Source organism: Lentzea sp. NPDC005914, assembly GCF_040629405.1.
In the GTDB taxonomy this organism is placed as follows: Bacteria; Actinomycetota; Actinomycetes; order Mycobacteriales; family Pseudonocardiaceae; genus Lentzea.
On sequence record NZ_JBEXVQ010000003.1, the window covers coordinates 87,951 to 105,592 of the forward strand.

Here is a 17,642-nt window from a genome sequence, read left to right on the forward strand (position 1 = left end):
ACTTCGGTGCCCGCTGTCATGCTCACTCAGGTGAAGTACGACAAAGAGGCCATCGCCGCCTTCGCCGAGGTGTTCGACTCGGCCCGCGAACAGGTCGAGGAGATCCGCTCGTCGTTGATGAAGCCCGAGCTGACCGAGGCCGAGTTCGGCGAGTCCTGGCACGACCAGGGCACCGCGTTCGCGCGGCAGTTCGACAAGATCGAGCTCGACCTCGGCGACCTGGCCGACGTGCTCGAGCACATGCGCGACGCCATGACCGAATCCGCCGAGACCATGCAGGGCACCGACGACGCCTCGCACGTCCGGCTGGACGCCGTGCACCGACCGGGACAGGGGTGACGGCATGAAGTTCACCAAGCCCGACGCCGTCGACGAGATGAAACGGACACTGCTCGACGCCGAAGGAACGGGCGACAGCTCCGACGAGATCGGTCAGCCGCTCGACGAGGGCGTCGACAGACTGCTGCCGGAGTACGACCAGAAGCTGAAGCTCGGTCTGGACCCGAAACCCGGCGACAAGCGCAAGGAGATCTCCGGCCTCCACTGGGGCAAGATCGAACGCGAGGGCGCCCGGCTGGCGGGCCTGGCCGCGGGCCTCGCCGACATCGCCCGCTGCGTGCGAGAGGGATCGACGAAGATCAAGGACGCCTGGGAGGGTGACGCGGCGGACGCCTTCCAGGACCGCGCCGGGCAATTGGTCGCCCGGCTGACCGAGTACAGCGGCTCACTGCAGCGCGCGGCGAAGGCAGTCGACGAGACCATGCACAAGGCGCGCGAGCTCTACGGCCGCGACGAGAAGGGCTATCGCGCGTTCTGCGAGGACTTCTTCAAGTTCGAGGGCGTGCCGAAGCCGCACGAGATCCACCTCCTCGACGGGGAGAAGATCGACGAGATCCCGTTGTGCGGCATCGACTGCCACGGCGAGAAGCCCGGCCAGGGCCAGATCTACGAAATCCCCATGGGGTTCGACCCCAGCGCCTACGGACGCAGGGCCACGGCACACGCCTACGCCAGCAACCACATCGCCACCGAGAAGTGGTTCCGCTGGTACGGGTGGGAATGGACCGAAGGCGTCGACCACCAGCAGGACATCACCACCGCGATGCGGGAGTCAGAGGGTCAGGTCAGCGGAATCCCGATGCTGGTCAACCTCTGGTACACGGCGACCGAGAGCGTGAAGCAGACCATGTCCGAGAACTACCAGGCGATGCTCGAACTGCTGTCGACGCACACCGACGCGGAGATGTTCCGCAAGATGAAGCAGGACATGGGCGCGTGATCGACGACGCGGACCTCGCCCGCTTTCGCACCCGCATCGCCGACGCGACCCAGCACGGGATGCGATCGTTCGCGGCGCTGCGGGAGCGCACGTCGACCCTGGCCGCACAGGGGCGCGACGCGGAGGAACGCGCGGAACGGCTCAGGGCCCAGCAACGCCCTGCCGAGCCCGCGCCCCGGCCGGCCGGTCGTCGGCCCGAGGACGACGACGGCTACGAGGTCCGACTCGAAGACAGCTGGTGAACAGCCGAAGACCGCCTGCCCTGTCCGGATTTGTCGCAAAAGGACAGTCCGAACAGAACTATCCGTTGTGTGCTTCGAGCTCGGTCGCCAGCGTCTGCTGGGTGGCCGCCCACGACGCCAGGAGCGCCAAATTGTCAGCGGTCGGCGTGCCCGCAGGTGCGGTGTAGACGGTGAGGTGCAGGCCGGGTTCGGCGGGCAGTTGCAGGGACTCGACGTCCAAGTCGAGCCGGCCCACGATCGGATGGTGCACCCGCTTGCGTCCGGACCGGTGCAGCCGCACGTCCTGAGATGCCCACCGCTGCCGGAACAGCTCACTGCACGTTGACAGTTCGCCGACCAGGGCGATCAGCTCCTCGTCGTGCGGATCGCGGCCGGCTTCCATGCGCAGCTTCGCGGCCACGTCACCGGCGATTTGCTCGTAGTCGACGAAGAAATCTTCGGCCGCCTCAGGAGCCAGGTAGACGAACCGCGCTGTGTTCGCGGGCCGTCGCGGCTCGGCCAGCACCGGCGAGAACAGCGCGCGGGCGAGTTGGTTCGTGGCGAGCACGTCATAACGTCCGTTGCAGATCCAGGCCGGCGCATCGGAGATGGCGTCGAGCACCCGCTTCAGTGTGGATCGCACCTTCACGGCAGGCCTGCGCCGGCGTGAGCCGCGGGGCGCTCCGGATTGGCGCGCGAGGTGGAACAGGTGGTCGCGCTCGGCCTCCTCGAGTTGCAAGGCGGCGGCCAACGCGTCGAGCACGCCATCGGAGGCACCGGCGAGGCTGCCGCGCTCCATGCGCACGTAGTACTCGACTGATATTCCCGCCAGTAGCGCTACCTCTTCGCGACGCAGGCCTTTGACCCGACGATTGCCGCCGTAAGCGGGCAGCCCCGCTTGCTCGGGTGCGATGCGGGCGCGGCGCGAACTGAGAAACTCCCGGATGTCGGTGCGCAGATCCATCGAGGCCACTCCCTCACCGTAAGGCCGTCCCGCAGTCCGAGGGAGGCACTGCGGGTACCTGGCAAGCCTCGAGCCGACGCCTAGAGCCTGTCCTGTAAGTAGTTGATCTGGGCGTCTGGTATTTCTCTGCGGTGGTTGGTCGTGGGGAGTTGACGGATCGGGCGTGGGCGGCGATCGCGCCGTTGCTGCCGCCGGTGTCGGGTGGTGGGCGTCGGTGGCGTGATCACCGACAGGTGATCAACGCGATCCTGTGGAAGCTGCGGACCGGTGCGCCATGGCGTGACCTGCCCGAACGCTATGGGCCGTGGAAGACAGCGCATGAACGACTGCGATTGTGGACCAAGGACGGTACCTGGGCCCGCATCCTGGACGAGGTGATCGTCAAGGACGACTCCGTCGGTGACGTCCAGTGGGTGATCAGCGTGGACTCCACCGTTGTGCGGGCGCACCAGCACGCGGCAGGAGCCCGGAAAAAAGGGGCTGTGGCGCCGAAACCGAGGCCTTCGCGGTCGACGGGGAAGGACTCGGCCGGTCCCGAGGCGGACTGAGCACCAAGATCCACCTCGCCGTCGACGGACGTGGCCTGCCGATGCGCGTGCTGCTCACCGCCGGGCAAGCTGGGGACAACCCGCAACTGCTGCCACTACTCGACGGCATCCGCGTCCGACGCGACGGACCAGGACGTCCGCGATCACGCCCGGACGCGGTGATCGCGGACAAGGCTTACTCGCATCCCTCGACGCGACACGTGTTACGCAGGCGAGGGATCACGTTCGTCAGCCCGGAACGCACGGACCAGGTCGCCCGCCGCACGGCCAAAGGCTCACGCGGCGGGCGACCACCCGTGTTCGACGCCGAGTTGTACAAGCAGCGCAATGTGGTCGAGCGGTGCTTCAACCGGCTCAAGCAGTTCCGTGACCTCGCGACCCGCTACGCCAAGCGCGTCGCCTACTTCCAGGCCGAACTCACCATCGCCGCCATCGTGCTCTGGCTCCGCTGACTTACAGGACAGGCCCTAGGTACCCGTTGCAGTCGTCGCGATGCCGCCGTCCACCGGGATGATGATGCCCGTGAGGTACGACCCGGCCCGGCTGGCGAGAAACACCGCGGTACCCGCCATGTCGTCGTCGCGGCCGAGCCGGCGCAGCGGGGCCTTCGCCGCGATCGTGTCGCCGACGGCGTCGAGCGTGGACGCCATCATCTGCGACGGGAACGGTCCAGGTGCCACCGCGTTCACCGTGACGTGCTGTGGGCCCAGCTCCCTGGCAAGCACCCTGGTGAGTTGATGGAGTGCCGCTTTGCTGCCGGCGTACGAGTAGTTGGGCGACTCGGCGACGTGGATGGCGGCGATGCTGCCGATGTTGATGATCCGCGCGGGATCATCGGCGGTCCCCGCCCTGCGAAGTGCGGGGAGCAGCGCCTGCACCAGCCAGAACGGCGACTTGAGATTGAGGTCGAGCACTGCGTCCCAGGCCTCGTCCGGGAACGTCTCCAGCGGCTCGCGCCACATCGCTCCCGCGTTGTTGACGAGGATGTCCAGGCGTTCCGAGTCGGCCTTGACGAGATCGGCGAGGCGCTGACACTCGTCGTGCCTGGACAGGTCGGCGGGGATTGCTTGAACGTCGCCGAATTCGGACAGCACACGCTGTGCGTCCGCGCACGTGTCTGCCTTGCGCGAGCTGATGACGACGCGGGCGCCCGCCTGGAGAAGGCCGCGCGCTATCATCATCCCAATACCCTTGGTGCCGCCAGTGACAAGTGCGTACTTCCCACTCAGATCGAAAAGTTCTGCGTGAGTGGTGAACTGGTTGTCCGCCATTGGTGTCCGTTCCTTCTGTCGCGGAAGAATGCTGTGGGAGCCGCCTCAACCAGGTTGACAGGGGTTTCGGACGCCTGGGAGACCCAGGTGATACAGGTACTGTCAGAGCCACCCTCGTCTGGCGCGCTGACCACTGACAAGGGCTACCCTCATACCCTGTTTCACCGCTTCCGCAAATGGCGGATCATGTCGTTGGCGTCGACGAAATGCAGAGCCCTGGCCTGTGCGTCGGCGGATCGGGCGTCGGCGACAAATCGACACAGGGTCGGACTTTGACTGAGCGCGTCCAGTACTCGATTCGAGGCCCTGGGCAGCTCACGCGACAGCCGCGTCCGAAGATCCACGTTGGCCTGACTCGATGGCACACCGTCCTTTGCGGCGGTGTTCCCGTCGAGCTCGATTCCGCCGTCCGGCGTTGGTGAGGGTGGGGACGGTTGAAGTACCTCGACAGCCGCCGTCCGGTATGTCGCCACCGCTGTCACGGCGGTGCCGATGACCAGCACCGCGAGAAACGCCAGCCAGGGCCACCAGGCATCGGCCTTGAGCTGATTTCCCAGCACGCCGGCGACTGCGGCCAGTACGAACGTTGCGCCCGCACCGACGGCAGACACCGTGAGCCTGGACACCGAAATCCTCCCGCCCGCCCCGAGTCGTAAGTCGCCGGCCAGTGCCCAAACGTTTCAAAGGTAGAGCGCCCTGCGGACCAGGCGGGCCTTGACCCTTGGCGATGACTCGTTGCAGTTCGGCCGAGGTGATGGTCAGGTGGTAGCGCTCACCCGTACGTCCCTGTCACAGGTCGGCGGACGGCGGGATGATCAGGTGCATGTCGTGGACCAACGAGGTTTCCGGCCGGGTCGACGGTCCTGTGGTGCAGGTCGGCGTTCTGGTGGGAGACGTGCACGTGGACACGGCGCGGCCCACTCGGTCCGCCTACCTGGCCCAGGTACGGGCACTCGCGCCGGACAGCCTCGAAGGAAGATCCTACGAGTTGGCTGTCCTGACAGCGTTCTGCTCGTCGGAGGCGACCGCCGAGAGCTATCTGTGGTGGCGGGCGGAGGCGTGGTCGGGCAAGTCCGCGTTGTTGGCGTGGTTCGTGCTGCATCCGCCGCCTGACGTCCACGTGGTGTCGTTCTTCGTCACTTCTCGGTTGCCGGGTCAGAACGACCGGCGCGGCTTCGTGGACTGCGTGCTGGAACAACTCCACGACCTGGCCGAGTGTCCTCCTCGCACGGATCTCACCGACGCCACCCGTGAGCCGTACCTGCGGCAACTGCTCGTCGACATGGCGAGCCGGATCCGCGCACAGGGCAAGCACTTCGTGCTGGTGGTCGACGGCTTGGACGAGGACCGCGGACTCGACGGATCCGCCGACGCCCACAGCATCGCCGCGCTGCTCCCCCACCGCGGCGTCCGGGTGGTCGTCGCGGGGCGCCCCGACCCGGCACTGCCCGCCGACGTGCGCACGGACCACCCGCTCCACACCTCGGCGCGCGTCGAACAACTGACCCCATCACCGGAGGCAAGCGCCGTGCACGACGTGATGACCAGGGACCTCAAACGGCTGATGCGCGGCAGCCAGGTACAACAGGACCTGCTCGGCTTCGTCACCGCGGCGGGCGGCGGGCTGTCCGCGCGAGATCTGGCCGAGCTGACCGGCGCGTCGCAGTGGCAGGTCAAGGACGATCTGCGCACCACGGCTGGGCGCAGTTTCGCCCGCCGACCAGGGGAACCACCGGTCTACCTCCTGGCCCACGACCAGTTGCACGTCCTGGCTGTGGAGATGCTCGGTCCGCGGTTGCGCTCGTACCAGGAACGGCTTGCGGAATGGGCGAGCACCTATCGTGCGCGTGGATGGCCACCCGACACTCCCCGGCACCTGTTGCAAGGCCACGCAGCGCTGCTCGCGGCGACCGGCCACCGGCAGCGTCTGCTGGACTACGTCATCGACCTCCGCCGGCAGAACGCCGCCCACGCGATGTTCGGCAACAACAACGCTTCCGTCACCGAGATCGAGACCGCACAGGCGGTCTTCCTCGGCGATGACGAGCCGGACCTCACCGCACTGGCCCGGCTCGCCGTGCACCGGACCAACCTTCAGGACGGCGGGGACTGGGTACCGGCGTCACTCCCGAGGATCTGGGTCAGGGCGGGTCGGGTCGACCACGCACAGGTGCTGATCGCGTCGATCAGCGACCCGATCGCACGCACTCGTGCGCTCATGGGCACGGCGGAAGAGCTGCACCGCGCCGGTCAACCGGACCTCGCGGCCCGCATGTTCGACACGGCCGAGGCCCTGACGCTGGCGTTCAACCAGTTCTGGGGCGACTGGCTGCACCGCGAACTGGCCGAAGCGGCCACAAGGGCAGGTGACCTCGACAGAACCCAGCGCGTGATCGACCACCTGCACTCCGCTGACTCCCAAGCCCAGGTCTGCGCTTCCGCAGCTCTCACGGCGTTGTCGGCCGCGGACCGTGAGCACGCTGAGAGGTGGTACCAGGACGCCGAGGAAGCGCTGGCGTCAGAGCCCGCGAGCAAGGGACTGTTCGGCACCACCGCGAAGTTCCAGGCGCACGCCCTCGTGTTCGCGACCACGGCAGCCGCTGCGGCAGCCCTGGGCCGCCAGGACCGGGCGGCGGAACTCGCCGCCACGGCCACCGATCCCGAATCGACCTACGAACTGCGCACGCGGGCACAAGTCGTGAGCGTGGTGGAGATGTTGGCGCAGGGCGGCTTCGTCGAGACGGCATTGTCGGTCGCCGAGAAACACACCGATGTCGAGGACCCCGAGGACGCGTTGCTGTGCATCGCGCAGACGTTGGCGCACAACGGCGAGCTCGACAAGGCCGAAGCCCTCGCCCGGACCACCACCGAGGCACGGTACCGCTGCGCCGCGCTCGCCACCGTCGCGTTCGCCGCAGGCAGAGGTACCGAACAGGAGCGGGCGAACCAGCTCCGCACCGAGGTCGAGTCGATCCTCGAAGGTCTCCCGCCTGACGACTGCCAGCAGATCGCCGTCAGGACGACCGCCGTCGCCGCTGCCGACGCGGGACAGCACGACCAAGCCGAGAACACCGTGTTCACCCAACTGCTTCCCGGCAAGGACTTCGACGGAGCCTTGTACGTGGCGTTCGCTCTACTGCGTCGCGGCGAAAACGACCGGGCCGAACGCGTCATCGAGGCAACCGAACACGCCGCCCGCTCGACATCGCGGAACGTGGATGAACGCGCGCTCCTGCAGTGGATCGACGTCATGACCGATTTCGGGGACGTCGACCGCGCCGAACCGCTTGTGCGCACGCTCCAGGATCCCGAAATCCGTGCGGCGGCCTGGCAACGACTCGCCGAGACCATCGCGGCCACCGGCGACCTCCGCCGCTTCCAAGCCGCATTCGATCACATCACACAACCTTCACTGCAACAGCGGCCACGCCTGGAGATGATCCGGGTGCTGCTCGCTGATGATGAGAAGGACGAGGCCGTGAGGCTCGCCCGAACCTCCGACGTGATTCGTCACCGCGCGAAGGCGCTCGACTTCATCGCGGGAGCCACCCGCGACCGGGAGATGCTCGACGAGGTGATCGCACTCGCGACAGATGCGACCGGACTCGACGAACAGGCAGGGATCCTGGATGCAGCGCTCCGCACCGCCGCCGACCTGGGCGACCGGGCCACCGCCGAACTCCTGCTTCGCAGGCTGCACCTCGTCCAGGACCAGCTGTCCGCCGAAGCGAAACGCAACGGCGGCCACGCCCGGACGGTATACCTGCCCGAACGCCTGCGGACACTGACCGAACTCGCGGAACAACTGGGGCGCTTCCCCCATAGCTACCTGCGGGACGACGAAGAACCCAGCGTTCGTTCCGGAGCACCGACGTTCTTCGTGGGTTCGTCGCCTCTCCCCTTCCGCACGCAATTCGCCAGAGCGCTCGCCATCGGCGGGTGGATGGACATCGTCGACCGGATCGTCGAGGAGGACCCCGACGTCTACGCCGCCATCATCTGCGAACTCGACCGGATAGAAGGACAAGGGTCGCGCCGGTGAGCAGGCGACCGCCAGCGGGATAGCGTGTCCCGGTGCCCGACGAGGAACTGCTGCGCCGATGGGAAGAAAACTGGCCGGACTGCCCGCCCATCGGCCACGAACTGCGCTGTGAGCGGGATCGGTGGGTGCGTTTCCACAGCCTGCCGGAGTCCAAGCGCTATCCGGCCACCGAGGGCGAGTGGGCGATCGTGCTGGACCGCTACAACACGGTCCTCGACGAACTGTTCGCGGGTCTGGACGTTCACGTCGCCACGTCGGACTGGTCCGGCACCCCGGTGCCGCCCGAACGCCCGCACCACCAGACGCAGTGGCACCCAGGAGCCCATCACTGGACGTCGATCTGCACAGATCCGGATCCGGACGACCCGATCTACACGCACGTGTACGTCAGCCGGATCCCGTGGGAACGCGGCCGCGTCGACACACTGCTGCGCGCCGTCGCCGACGATGCCACTGCAGGAGTGCTGATCACCGACATCGGTCTGCAACGGATCTACCACCCCTACGACGGTGGCGCCGACGTCATCCTCACCACGAGCGCTGAACGCGACCAACTGCGCGCGCGGCACACCGACTGGCTCTCCATTCACCCGTCGGGGCTGTAGAACCTCAAGGGATCATCCCGTTAGGACGATCGGCGGGTTCGACGTGGCGAAGAGGCTGTCGAACACCCGGACGCGGTCGAAAGACAGGGCATGCTCGCGTGCCCGATCCGCCATCAGTTGCCGTTCCTCGGCTGACATGTCGAGCACCACCCGGTCGATCGCCGCAGCGATCTGGGTGGTGTTCCCGGCCTCGACGACGATGGCCGTCGAGCCCACCGCTTCGCCGACGCCTCCGGTGGTGGTCGTGATCACCGGGCCACCGCCTGCGAGCATCTTCTCGGTCAGCGCGATGCCGAACGTCTCGACGAAGTCCGGTTCGGGCTTGGTCGGAAGCGCGTACACGGCGCAGCCGTTCATCAGCAGCGGCTTCTCCTCGTCCTCCACGTCGGTGAGGAAGAGGATCCGGTCGTTGTCCCGAGTGATGGCCTGGAGGTGCTCGAGTTCGGGGCCCTTGCCGGCGATCACGAGCTTCACCTTCGACTGCGCCTGGCACTGGGCGAACGCGTCCACCAGGTCGTAGATGCCTTTGGCCCGTGTCACCCGGGACAGGAACAACACGTACCCGTCGCGTTCCAGGCCGCGGCGCTCGAGGGCGGTGTCCACCAGCGCGGGATCGAGGTCGAGGTAGGCCGAGGTGTCGATCGGCGGGTAGCTGACCGAGATCCGGCGCACGCACTGGCGGGCGAAGCGGGTGCCGCAGTGCGCGTCGATGGCCTCTGCGCAGGCGATGATCTCCTGCCTCGTGTACTCCGACACGGCGATCACCTCGTCGTTGGCGAGGAACCGGGTGAACAGGACCACGGCTGCACCGAAGCGCCTCTCGTGCAGGCACGAGCGGATCACGTTGGTGACGTCCGAGCCGACCGCCTTCGCGATGGTGCGGACGTCAGGTGCGTAGCCGGCCGCGCGGGCCGCGTCCACGGCGTCGCGCACCACGGCGTCGTGGGGAGCTAGGTACATCGACACGCACGTGGTCGGGATCGGCTCGGCCAGCAGTTCGACGAGGCGTCCCGTCAGCCCGGCCAGGTATCGGCCGTCGGGTACTCGGTAGTCGCCGACCGGCTCGGGGCGTTCCACGGTGATGCCCTCGCTGTAGGGCATGATCCGGTCCAGCGGCTTGAGCGGCAGGCCTGCCGCCTGGAGCACGGGTATCGGCCAGGTCAGCAGCCGGACGTCGTCGAAGCCGCGGGTCAGCGCGACCTCGGCCAGGTTGCGGGCCTCTCCTGAGTGACCGCAGATGACCGGGTCGGCCCGGACCACGATGACGAGACGGCGGCTTGGCCTGCTCATGTGCGAGCCCCTTTTCCGAGCGGGTCGGACACTGATGGCGGCAGGATCTTGCGTCCCCACTCCGAGGGGTGCGGGCCCAGTTCGAGCAGCAGCCGGCCGCCCGCGTGGACGTCGGTCGCGCGCAGGTGCGCCGCGTCCAGGGGCTTGCCGTTCAGCTGCGCGGACTGCACGTACTGCGGCGGCGGGTCCGTCTCCAGCCCGTCGGAGCTGATCGACGTCTCGCGGTGGCCGCGGGTCTCGATGACGAAATCGCGGTCGCCTACGTGCAGAGTGGCGCGGCTGAAGGCAGGCGCGTTGACGAGGAACAGGTTCTGCCCGGCGACCGGGAACAGACCGAGCGAGGCCCACACGTACCAGGAGCTCAGCCCGCCCGAGTCGTCGTTGCCCGGCAAGCCGCCCGGACCGGTGCCGAACTGCCACGTCAGCGCCGCGTGCACGATCTCGGCTGTGCGATCCGGCCGCGCCGCGTAGTGGTAGGACCACGGCGCTTCCATGTCCGGCTCGTTGTTCAGCCCCTCGAACCGGTTCAGCAGGTAGCCGGCCGCCATCTCCGCCGAGCCGGGCCGCTTACCGGGCTGCTCCACACGCGGAGCGCCGTAGCCGAAGAACGCGTCGAGCGTACTGACGAAGGCTTCGTTCCCACCGACCATCGCGATTCTGGCTGCCATGTCGTGCAGCAGCCGGAACGAGTAGTTCCACTTGCCGCCTTCGTAGAACGACGAGTCGAGCAGCAGACCGGTGTCCGGGTCGAACGCGTTGGACCACAGGCGACTGCGCGCGTCGAGGTCGTCGGCGAGCTGGACGTCGTTCAGCGCCCTGGCGATGCTGGAGGTGCAGTGGGCGGCGTAGGCGAGGTCGAGGGTGTGCGAGATCGGGTGCACGATGCCGTGCTCGTAGAAGTCTTCGCCGTACATCCGGCGCAGGTCGTCGTACATGTGCACCAGCGCCCAGGTCCAGTCCAGGTCGCCGAGGCCGAGGGCGTGCACGTCGGCCAGCGCGGTGTGGACCAACGCGCTCGCCTGACGGAAGAACCGGTCCGCGCCGCGAGCCATCCGATACCCGATGGGGAAGTTGCCTTCCTCCTCGCAGACACGGATCAGCGACTCGAGGAGATCGACCGCCCGGTCCGGGCAGATGGCCATGAGCAACGGCAACTGGGTCTTGTAGATGTCCCACATCGTGCAGATGTCGAACACGAAGGGCCCCGAGGACGGCCAGAACGGGCTCTCGTCGTCGCCGAAGCACGGCTTGATCAGAGAGTGGTACAGGGCCGTCGCGAACACCTGCCGCCTGGCGGGTGACCCGCCCTCGACCTCGACCCGGTCCACGTGGTCGCGCCACCGAGCCTTGGTCTGCGCCCTCACGACGTCGAACGCCGGCGCCCCGTCACCGCATTCGCGATACAGGTTCTCCCGAGCCTGTTCGCAGCCGCGCAGGGAGAACCCGATCTGGATCTCGACGCTCTGCCCGGCGGAGGTGGGGCCCATGTAGAGCATCCCGAACGGGCGCAACGTGGTCTGCCTGATGCGGTCGAAGTCGAGCCGCGTGCCGCCCTCGATCAGCCGGCGGTCGTGCCAGAGCATCTGCCGCCAACCCGGACTGTCGACCCTGATGTACACCGACAGCGGCACGCCTTCGACGACCACCGTTCCCTGGGCGCAGCCGTTGCCGAGGCTTTCCACGTGCGCCCGCAGCGGCACCGTGCGGCCGAGGTCGATGGCCAGCCCGCCGCAGGACAGGTCGACGACCACCCGTGCGCTGCGATGCTCGGGAAAGGCGTACCGGTGGACGGCGACCTTGGCGCCGACAGTCACCTCACATCGAATGCCGGTGTCGAGAGTGGCCGCGTAGTACCCGGCTTCAGCGGCCTCGTCGTGCAGCGGCCAGGCCTGGCCGAGGACGTCCAGCTGCTGCACCATCGGGGTTACCCGCACGTAGTTGTAGTACTTGCGGATCGCACCGGTGCCGGACTGCTGGAAGTGGGTGAAACCGGAGGCCTGCAGCTGGTCGAACAGCTCCTCAGGCTGGCCCTCGGTGTTCTTCATGTAGAGGCCGTAGCCGGTCGGATAGGCACCGGAGTAGGCGCAGGCGGACACCATGCCGAGCGGAGACGTCGCGCCGGGGTGGGTGTTGCCGACCTGAGCTTTCGGCCACCACCAAGTGGCCGCCAGCCCTTGCGCCGCAGGCAAGGAGGTGGCAGCCGTTCCGATGAAAGGATCAATCTCGTCGAGGATGACGCGACAGTAAGTCAGTGCGGGCACCACGTTGGTTTCAAGCAGATGAACATGTCGCCAGGTACGCGGAGTGCCGACACGTTCAACGCCGCCACGCGCACCAGGTCCAGCCGGCGGGACCAGGACGCGCCACGAAAGGGACGGCCTCCGGACATTCCAGCCGGAAGGTGCAGAGGTTCGGTCTCTGCGGCCTATGGTGTCACCGTGATCGAGGGAGATCGGGCACGGCGGCCGCGCATCGGGGCGCTGAACATGTCGCTGGCCGGATTGTTCGAGCTCGAATGGCTCGGTATGGCCGACGCGGCAAGCGCGCTCGACGCCGACCTCGTCACGTTCATCGGCCGCGAGCTCGGTGATCCCGCCGACTTCGGCAGGTCCGCGAACTCGGTCTACGAGCTCACCCGCGGCGCCCGGCTGGACGGGCTGGTGGTCTGGACGACCGCGCTCAGCTCGTACGCGGGACCGGAGGCTGTGGAGGCGCTCTGCGACCGGCTGGCGCTGCCCCTGGTGAGCGTCGAGCACCCGCTGCCCGGGCATCCGAGCGTGCTCTTCGACGACGCCGGCGGGATCCGCAAAGCCGTCGAGCACCTCGTGAACGTCCACGGGCACAACAGGATCGCCTTCGTGCGCGGTCCGGCGACGCACCCCGGCGCCGAACTGCGGTACCGCGGCTACCTCGACGGGCTGGCGGCGAGCGGACTTCCGTTCGACGAGACGCTCGTGCCCGCGCCGTCGGAGGGGTGGGACGCCGGCCGGGCGGTCGCGATGACGACCGAGGTCTGCGCGCGCGAGCCCCAGGCGATCATCGCCGCGAGCGATTTCTACGCCCAGGCGGTGATCGTGGGCGTGCGGAGATCGGGGCTGCGCGTACCCGACGACGTGGCGGTGATCGGTTTCGACGATCTGCCGAACACCGCACACTTCGCTCTGGGGCTGGACAACGTCGACCCGGCCGTGGCCGGGCGGTCGGTCGAGCGGTCGGTGAACGTGGGTTCCGCTCCCCCGCCGCTGACGACGGTGCGGATGCCGTTCGCGGACCTCGGTTCGAAGGCGGTGGAGCTGCTGCTCGCGAGGCTGCGCGGCGATCAGGTTCCGGACGTCGTCACGTTGTCGCCGGAACTCGTGGTCCGCCGATCGTGCGGGTGTCTCCCGACGCCGGTCGAGGACACCGGCGGCCAGGTGGCGGAACGGCTGTACCAGGCCGCTCGCCAGGCGCTCGGCGGGGAGGGGGACGAGAGGTTCCTGACCGAGCTGGACTCGTTCGCGCGGACGGAGGGCGTCGACCACGCGTGGGCCGCACTCGCCGCGCTGCGCCGGGACCGCCGGCTGCCGCCCGCCCCCGAGCTCTGGTGGCAGGCGCGGCAGTTGCTGGGCGAGATCATCGGGCAGCAGCGCACGTTCGAGCACCAGGTCGGCGAGAAACGCGACGAGGTCGTCCGCACACTCGGGCAGCGGCTGGTGACCGCCCGCGAGGTCGGCGACCTCGGTGACGTGCTCACCGCGGAACTGCCCCACGTCGGCATCCCCGGTTGTGCGGTCGCCCTGTACGAACCGCCGCTGACCGAAGCGGGCATCCCCGACCAGGCCGTGCTCGCGCTGGCCTGCGACCGCGGCCGCCGTCTGGACGCGGGCGACCAGCCGTCCTTTCCCGCGCTCGATCTCGCGCCCGGCTCCTTTCTCGAGCGTGACGCCGCCTCGAACTTCGTCGCGTTGCCCTTGTACTTCAAGGACGAACGGCTCGGTTTCGTGCTCTTCGAAGCCGGCGTGCGGGTCGGGTGGATCTACGAGGCCCTGCGCGGCCAGATCTCGAGCGCACTGGCCGGCGTCATCCTCGTCGAACGGGAACGACGCGCGCTCGCGGCGGTCGAGGAGAGCAGCCGGCAGCTGGAGGACCGCGTCGCCGAACGGACCGCCGAGCTGCGCGAACAGATCAAGGTGCGCGAACACGTGGAGGAGCAGCTCCGCCACGCCCAGAAGATGGAGGCGGTCGGCAGGCTGGCAGGCGGCATCGCACACGACTTCAACAACCTGCTCGTGGTCATCAACGGCTACAGCGAGATGCTCCGGAATCGCCTGCAGGACAACGAGGAGCTGCGGGACGCGGCCGAGGAGATCCGCAACGCCGGAGTGCGGGCGGAAGCGCTCACCCGGCAGTTGCTGATCTTCAGCCGCCAGGAGGTCCCGCAGCCGGCACTGCTCGACCTGAACGACGTCGTGACCGGCGTCGAGGCGATGTTGCGCCGTCTCATCGGCGAGCACGTGCGGTTCACGACCCGCCTCGCACCGCTGCCCTGCCCGGTGTTCGCCGACCGCGGCCAGCTCGAGCAGGTGGTGGTGAACCTGGTCGTGAACGCCCGCGACGCCATGCCCGGCGGCGGCCGGCTGACCGTCGAGACGACGGAGGTCCACCTGGCCGACGGTGAACGGGTCGGCGTCGCGCCCGGCCGCTACGCGCTCCTGTCGATCACCGATACCGGCGTGGGCATGTCAGCCCAGACGCAGCAACGGATCTTCGAGCCGTTCTTCACGACCAAACCGGCCGGTCAGGGCACCGGACTGGGTCTCTCCACGGTCTTCGGCATCGTCGAGCGCAGCGGCGGCCATGTCACCGTCACGAGCGCACCGGGGGCGGGCTCCAGCTTCGACGTGCACCTGCCTCACGCGACCGACGAGGAACTGATGCCGGCACCCGAATCGCTGCCACCCGCGCCCACCGCGGAGGCACGGGAGACCGTGCTGCTGGTCGAGGACGAGGCATCGGTCCGCACCGCGACCCGAGTGTTCCTGGAACAGTACGGCTACCGCGTCATCGAAGCGGAGACCGGCGCGGAAGCGCTCGACCTCGTCGTGGCCACCGCGGAGATCGACGCGGTCGTCACCGACGTCGTCATGCCGGAGATGGGCGGACGCGAACTCGGCGAGAAGCTGGAGCACCTGCGCCCCGGTCTGCCCGTCCTGTACGTCACCGGTTACGCGGACAACGCCGACGTCCGCAAACACCTGTCCCGCCGCGGCGTCGCCCTGCTGCAGAAACCGTTCACCGCAGCCGCACTCGCCCGCCGGATGCGCGAGCTCATGACCGCACACACCCAAGCTGAGTGATCAACTCGGCGACGGCGAGGTGAACACGACGTGGTCGTCCACCGGGCCTCGGGTGAGCAGGCGCCGGTCGCGGAGGTAGTTCTGCTGCTGACGCCACGGCTCCTCCTCGCCCTGCTTGGGAAAGAGGTCGATGCCGCGCTGGACGTAGCCGGAGCGCAGGTCGATCAGCGGAGCCAGCCGGCCGTTCGCCGGCGGCATCGGGGTGACCGCCGTGTGGCGGTTGTCGTCCATGTAGTCGATCAAGCGGCACGCGTACTGGGCGATCAGCCAGGTCGCTGTCCGGCCACAATGGATGATCAGCGGCTCGCGCGCAGCAGGCGAAGCGCGTGCAGCGGCGATGGTTCGCTCAGGAACGCCGCGGAGCTGCCGAGGTAACCGGCGATCAGGTCAGGAGCGGAGTGGTCCTCGATTCCAGTGAACCCGAGAGCTCGCAACTGTGCGGCGATGCCGTCGGGAGTGAAGTAGCTGAACAGGGGTTCGCCGACGGCGGCCAGCCGATCCGCACGTGCCTGCTGGTAGGCACGTTCCGCGTCGGTGGTCGCGGATCGCAGGTAGTCGAAGACCACCTCGACCGGCTGGGCCTGACCGGCGATGTAGGCGAGGGTGTCGTGGGCGGCGTCCGGGGTCAGGTAGTAGATGACGCCGAGCCAGACGAACACGGCCGCGTCCGTCCTGCTGAATCCGGCGGACTCCAGTTCCGTTGCCAGCGTTTGAGTTTCGAAGTCGACCGGCACGAAGGTCAGCGTCTCGGGGCTGTCGATTCCGGTCGTGGCAAGGCGTTCTCGCTTCCAGGCCTGGGTGGCGGGGTGGTCGACCTCGAAGACGCGCAGGTCCCTGTGCGGATTGCGGTAGGCGAAGGTGTCCAGGCCCGCGCCCAGGATCACGACCTGCCGCACACCAGCGGCGACGGCTGCGGTCACGGCGTCCTCGGCGAAGCGAGCCCTGGAGGCGAAGAACAGGCGGCGGGGCCGTTCTGTCACGGCCCCGCCGAGGCGATCGGTCGCGGCGGTGCCCAGTCTCGGCAGTTCTTCCGCGGCGTAGCCGAGCAGACGTGCCGCGAGAGGATCGGTGAAGATCTGTGCCCGGTCAGCGATCTGGTGGTAGGCGCGGGCGTACGCGGTTACGAGCGCTGTGCGGCTTGGTCCGCCGTTCTCCATGTCCACGACGCTACCGACGAAGTCGCTACATGGTGGGCACTTCGCGGTGACACACGAGAACGACACCTCCTATTACGGTGCGTGTCCGTTCTATCACCCGTTCGTTGGTCAACGGGACGTGGTACGGCGGCGTTGTCGGAGCGTCGCATCCCGCGCAGGGTTGGCAGTCCCAGCGTGCGTGTTCGCGATGTGGGGCCGACATGACCGCTTCGTGAGGAATCTTTTGAGGGTGAGATGACGCGTTGGATCACCAAGAACGGCAAGCGCATTCCGCTGACCGGAGGCGGTGCGGGGACGGTGGTGGCGGCCGGCGTGCTGGCGGTCGGACTGTCCGCCGGAATCGGGGGTGGTGGCCTGACACTCGGCGGGTCGGGCGCGGTGTCGGAGGTGGGAGCTGGTTCGCAGGGTGCGGGCTCGGGAGGAACACCGCAGCTGAAGGCGCGCAAGTCCGAGGGGCAGAAGTCGGCGCGAAAAGGCGATGCCGACGCGGCCTGGCAGCGGCTGGGCGTGCGGCAGCTCAAGCGAACCGCACGCCAGCAAGCCGAGTGCGTGGCGTCGTCGTTCGGCCAGATCCGCGACTTCTTCACCCGCACCCGCTGCACCTCGCTGGAGCGGGCGCTGTTCCTGGTCGGCGACGGCGCGGGCAACTCAGCGGTGGTGTCGGTGGCCTGGGTGGGGTTGGCCTCCGCGCGCGACGCCGACAGGTTCGAGTCCGTGATGAGGATCCAGGGCAGCGGTGACATCTACCCGCTCGGCTCCTCCCTGCTGGGAATGGCCGACATCCGGTTCACCGGCCTGCGCTACGGCAGCGACCGGAATGGCAAGAACGTCACCATCGCCGAGGCCGAGCTCGCCACGGGCAGCATCGACCACGACACCCTGGACGCGATCGCCGAAGTCTCCGCCTACCTCCCCCGGATCTAGCCACT

15 protein-coding genes are annotated in these 17,642 nt (G+C 68.2%); 8 read left to right on the plus strand and 7 right to left on the minus strand.

Translation table 11 applies throughout. The features are described 5' to 3' along the window. Positions 1-30 precede the first annotated feature (30 nt). Genes ABZ345_RS05605 through ABZ345_RS05615 form a run of 3 tightly spaced genes read left to right on the plus strand, consistent with a single transcriptional unit; the run spans position 31 to position 1,521 of the window. Positions 31-339: a WXG100 family type VII secretion target gene (locus tag ABZ345_RS05605; RefSeq protein WP_359843294.1), complete on the plus strand. Its 309-nt coding sequence runs from the start codon at positions 31-33 to the stop codon at positions 337-339. A 4-nt stretch (positions 340-343) separates the two neighbouring features. Further along, the gene (locus ABZ345_RS05610; protein WP_359843296.1) at positions 344-1,279 is read left to right on the plus strand and encodes a hypothetical protein; all 936 of its coding nucleotides are present in this window, start codon (positions 344-346) and stop codon (positions 1,277-1,279) included. Next, entirely contained in the window at positions 1,276-1,521 is a 246-nt protein-coding gene (locus ABZ345_RS05615) for a hypothetical protein (protein ID WP_359843298.1), read from the plus strand. The genes ABZ345_RS05610 and ABZ345_RS05615 overlap by 4 nt, the downstream gene beginning before the upstream one ends. A gap of 58 nt (positions 1,522-1,579) precedes the next feature. Here ABZ345_RS05615 and ABZ345_RS05620 read toward each other — a convergent pair whose 3' ends face one another. Continuing rightward, complete coding sequence (locus ABZ345_RS05620) at positions 1,580-2,473, minus strand: helix-turn-helix domain-containing protein (protein WP_359843300.1); 894 nt, start codon at positions 2,471-2,473, stop codon at positions 1,580-1,582. A gap of 122 nt (positions 2,474-2,595) precedes the next feature. On the opposite strand from ABZ345_RS05620, the gene ABZ345_RS05625 reads away from it, so the two are divergent. Continuing rightward, positions 2,596-3,464, plus strand: a protein-coding gene (locus ABZ345_RS05625; RefSeq protein ID WP_359843302.1) for an IS5 family transposase whose coding sequence is annotated in 2 segments (ribosomal slippage) — positions 2,596-2,973 and positions 2,976-3,464 — 867 coding nt in all. Because the reading frame shifts where the segments join, the coding sequence is not laid out codon by codon here. Positions 3,465-3,479: 15 nt separating this feature from the next. Here ABZ345_RS05625 and ABZ345_RS05630 read toward each other — a convergent pair. Further along, entirely contained in the window at positions 3,480-4,283 is an 804-nt protein-coding gene (locus ABZ345_RS05630) for an SDR family oxidoreductase (RefSeq protein WP_359843304.1), read from the minus strand. A gap of 161 nt (positions 4,284-4,444) precedes the next feature. Beyond that, entirely contained in the window at positions 4,445-4,909 is a 465-nt protein-coding gene (locus ABZ345_RS05635) for a hypothetical protein (RefSeq protein WP_359843306.1), read from the minus strand. A 197-nt stretch (positions 4,910-5,106) separates the two neighbouring features. Here ABZ345_RS05635 and ABZ345_RS05640 point away from each other — a divergent pair, with 197 nt between their 5' ends. Together ABZ345_RS05640 and ABZ345_RS05645 are read left to right on the plus strand one after the other, a co-directional pair. Then, positions 5,107-8,325 (plus strand): hypothetical protein, encoded by a 3,219-nt coding sequence (locus ABZ345_RS05640; RefSeq protein ID WP_359843308.1) that lies wholly within the window; start codon positions 5,107-5,109, stop codon positions 8,323-8,325. 32 nt (positions 8,326-8,357) lie between these two features. Next, the gene (locus ABZ345_RS05645; protein WP_359843310.1) at positions 8,358-8,930 is read left to right on the plus strand and encodes a hypothetical protein; all 573 of its coding nucleotides are present in this window, start codon (positions 8,358-8,360) and stop codon (positions 8,928-8,930) included. 12 nt (positions 8,931-8,942) lie between these two features. Here the strand turns inward: ABZ345_RS05645 and ABZ345_RS05650 are convergent, their stop codons facing one another. Beyond that, positions 8,943-10,220, minus strand: a complete 1,278-nt coding sequence (locus ABZ345_RS05650; RefSeq protein ID WP_359843311.1) for a glycosyltransferase — start codon at positions 10,218-10,220, stop codon at positions 8,943-8,945. Then, a complete protein-coding gene (locus ABZ345_RS05655) occupies positions 10,217-12,484 on the minus strand; it encodes a glycoside hydrolase domain-containing protein (RefSeq protein WP_359843313.1) in 2,268 nt (755 codons plus the stop codon). The genes ABZ345_RS05650 and ABZ345_RS05655 overlap by 4 nt, the downstream gene beginning before the upstream one ends. Before the next feature lie 174 nt (positions 12,485-12,658). Between ABZ345_RS05655 and ABZ345_RS05660 the strand changes: the two genes are divergently transcribed. Continuing rightward, positions 12,659-15,556, plus strand: coding sequence for a substrate-binding domain-containing protein (locus ABZ345_RS05660; protein ID WP_359843315.1), 2,898 nt, complete (start codon positions 12,659-12,661; stop codon positions 15,554-15,556). Here ABZ345_RS05660 and ABZ345_RS05665 read toward each other — a convergent pair whose 3' ends face one another. Both ABZ345_RS05665 and ABZ345_RS05670 read right to left on the minus strand, forming a co-directional pair. Further along, positions 15,557-15,799: a hypothetical protein gene (locus ABZ345_RS05665; protein ID WP_359843317.1), complete on the minus strand. Its 243-nt coding sequence runs from the start codon at positions 15,797-15,799 to the stop codon at positions 15,557-15,559. It lies immediately after the preceding gene. 53 nt (positions 15,800-15,852) lie between these two features. Then, on the minus strand, positions 15,853-16,713 hold the full coding sequence (locus ABZ345_RS05670) for an SAM-dependent methyltransferase (protein ID WP_359843319.1): 861 nt from the start codon (positions 16,711-16,713) through the stop codon (positions 15,853-15,855). Between the two features lie 234 nt (positions 16,714-16,947). On the opposite strand from ABZ345_RS05670, the gene ABZ345_RS05675 reads away from it, so the two are divergent. Beyond that, positions 16,948-17,637, plus strand: a complete 690-nt coding sequence (locus ABZ345_RS05675; RefSeq protein WP_359843321.1) for a hypothetical protein — start codon at positions 16,948-16,950, stop codon at positions 17,635-17,637. Positions 17,638-17,642: the final 5 nt, after the last annotated feature.